Genomic DNA, 1,959 nt, shown 5'->3' on the forward strand with positions numbered 1-1,959 from the left:
CACGCCAGCCAGCCCTGGCCGTTCCCCTATTCGCTGATGATCGGCTGCTTCGGCGAGCCGCTCAATGACGATATCCAGGCCGACCTCAACGAGCTTGAGGACTGCCGCTGGTTTTTTCGCGACGAGGTGCGCCGGATGCTGGAAAGGACGCACCAGGACAATCTGATCACGCCGCCGAAAGGCGCCATTGCGCATCACCTCATCCGCGCCTGGGTCGATTCAGAATGATGGCAGCGAACACCTAAAGACATTGCAGGAGCAGGACATGATCCGTCACACCGTCGTTTTCACGCTGAAGCATCCGCCGCATTCGCTGGAGGAAAAGCGGTTCCTGGTCGACGCCAAGAGGATCCTCACCGCGATCAGGGGCGTCACGCATTTCGAGCAATTGCGGCAGATCAGCCCCAAGAACGACTATCGTTTCGGCTTCTCGATGGAGTTCGCCGACCAGGCCGCCTACACCAGATACAACGACCATCCAGACCATGTCGCCTTCGTGCGCGACCGCTGGGTGCCGGAGGTCGAGACCTTCATGGAGATTGACTATGTCCCGCTGGGCGCGGTGATCTAGTCCGCAACCTTCCACTGCTCACGCGACTCGCTGGCCGGATAGACGCCGAGAATGCGCACTTCGCGCGAGAAGAAACGAAGCTCGTCCAGCGCCAGCTTGACCAGCGGGTCGTCGGGGTGGCCCTCGATGTCGGCGTAAAACAGCGTCGCCGTGAAAGCGCCCAGCTGGTAGCTCTCCAGCTTGGTCATGTTGATGCCGTTGGTGGCGAAGCCGCCCATCGCCTTGTAGAGCGCGGCCGGCACGTTGCGGACGCGGAAGATGAAGGTCGTCATCATCTTGACGTCGGGCGAAGGACGCTCGGCCCATTGCTTGTTCTTGGTCAGGACGACAAAGCGGGTGACGTTTGAGTCGGTGTCCTCGACGTTTTGCTCGATGATATCGAGCCCGTAGAGGGTCGCGGCCAGGGCCGGCGACAGCGCCGCCATGCTGCGGTCCTTGACCTCGGAGACCATTTTGGCGGCGCCGGCCGTGTCGCCGGCGACGATCGCCTTCCAACCGTTCTTGCGAACGTATTTGCGGCACTGGCCAAGCGCATGGATGTGGCTGTGCACCGTCTTGATCTCGTCGCGCTTGACGCCTGGCAGCACCATCAGCTGGAAATGGATCGGCAGGAAATATTCGCCGACGATGTGCAGCTTCGATTCCGGCAGGAGATGATGGATATCGGCGACGCGCCCGGCAATGGTGTTCTCGATCGGGATCATGGCGAGGTCGGCCTTGTTGGTCTCGACCGCGTTGAAGGCATCCTCGAAGGTCGGGCAGGGCAACGGCTCCATCGAAGGGAACATGTTGCGGCTGGCGGTGTCGGAATTGGCGCCCGGTTCGCCCTGGAAGGATATTCTGTTGGTCTTTTCAGGCATGCCGATATCTCAGGTTGAAAGGATTGTTCTGGCGCGTTCGAGGTCTTCAGGCGTGTCGACGCCGAGCGGCAGCGACTGGACGATCTCGGCGTCGATGCGCATGCCGGCTTCCAGCGCCCGCAACTGTTCCAGCCGCTCGCGCCGTTCGAGCGGCGACGGCTTCAGCGCGACGAAACGCTCGAGTGCTTCGCGGCGATAGGCGTAGAGGCCGACATGATGGTAGAGCGGCCCCTCGCCCCAAGGCGCCGTGGCACGGGTGAAATAGAGCGCCCTCAGCCTGCTGCCGGAAAGCGGCGAGCCGACGATCTTGACGACATTGGGATTGGTCTTTTCCTCATCGCGGACGATCTCGACGCCGAGCGTGGCGATATCCACCGCACTGTCCTCGAAAGGCCTGAGCGACGCGGCGATGATCCGGGGATCGATGGTCGGCAGGTCGCCCTGCACATTGACGATGGTTTCGACCTTGCGCCCGGGGTCGAGCGCGACCAGCGCCTCGTGGATGCGGTCGGAGCCGGATTCGTGATC

3 protein-coding genes and 1 pseudogene are annotated in these 1,959 nt (G+C 62.2%); 2 read left to right on the forward strand and 2 right to left on the reverse strand.

Going from position 1 to position 1,959, the window contains the following annotated elements; genetic code table 11:
- Together EN925_RS33745 and EN925_RS33750 are read left to right on the forward strand one after the other, a co-directional pair.
- A pseudogene (locus EN925_RS33745) lies at positions 1-228 on the forward strand (NADH pyrophosphatase); the annotation flags it as partial.
- Between the two features lie 37 nt (positions 229-265).
- Positions 266-571, forward strand: coding sequence for a Dabb family protein (locus EN925_RS33750; RefSeq protein WP_027161785.1), 306 nt, complete (start codon positions 266-268; stop codon positions 569-571).
- Here the strand turns inward: EN925_RS33750 and EN925_RS33755 are convergent.
- The gene (locus EN925_RS33755; protein WP_013527936.1) at positions 568-1,431 is read right to left on the reverse strand and encodes a prephenate dehydratase; all 864 of its coding nucleotides are present in this window, start codon (positions 1,429-1,431) and stop codon (positions 568-570) included. The genes EN925_RS33750 and EN925_RS33755 overlap by 4 nt on opposite strands.
- A 9-nt stretch (positions 1,432-1,440) precedes the next feature.
- On the reverse strand, positions 1,441-1,959 hold a 519-nt coding region (locus EN925_RS33760), incomplete at its 5' end, for a 3-deoxy-manno-octulosonate cytidylyltransferase (protein WP_128337267.1).

The sequence above is a fragment of the Mesorhizobium sp. M7A.F.Ca.US.006.04.2.1 genome, from assembly GCF_004022915.1.
GTDB classification, from domain to species: domain Bacteria; phylum Pseudomonadota; class Alphaproteobacteria; order Rhizobiales; family Rhizobiaceae; genus Mesorhizobium; species Mesorhizobium ciceri.

Bases quoted from the DNA above. Each gene is read 5' to 3' on its own strand.
- EN925_RS33755 (WP_013527936.1), bottom strand. From the start codon at position 1,431: ATGCCTGAAAAGACCAACAGAATATCCTTCCAGGGCGAACCGGGCGCC.
- EN925_RS33750 (WP_027161785.1), top strand. From the start codon at position 266: ATGATCCGTCACACCGTCGTTTTCACGCTGAAGCATCCGCCGCATTCG.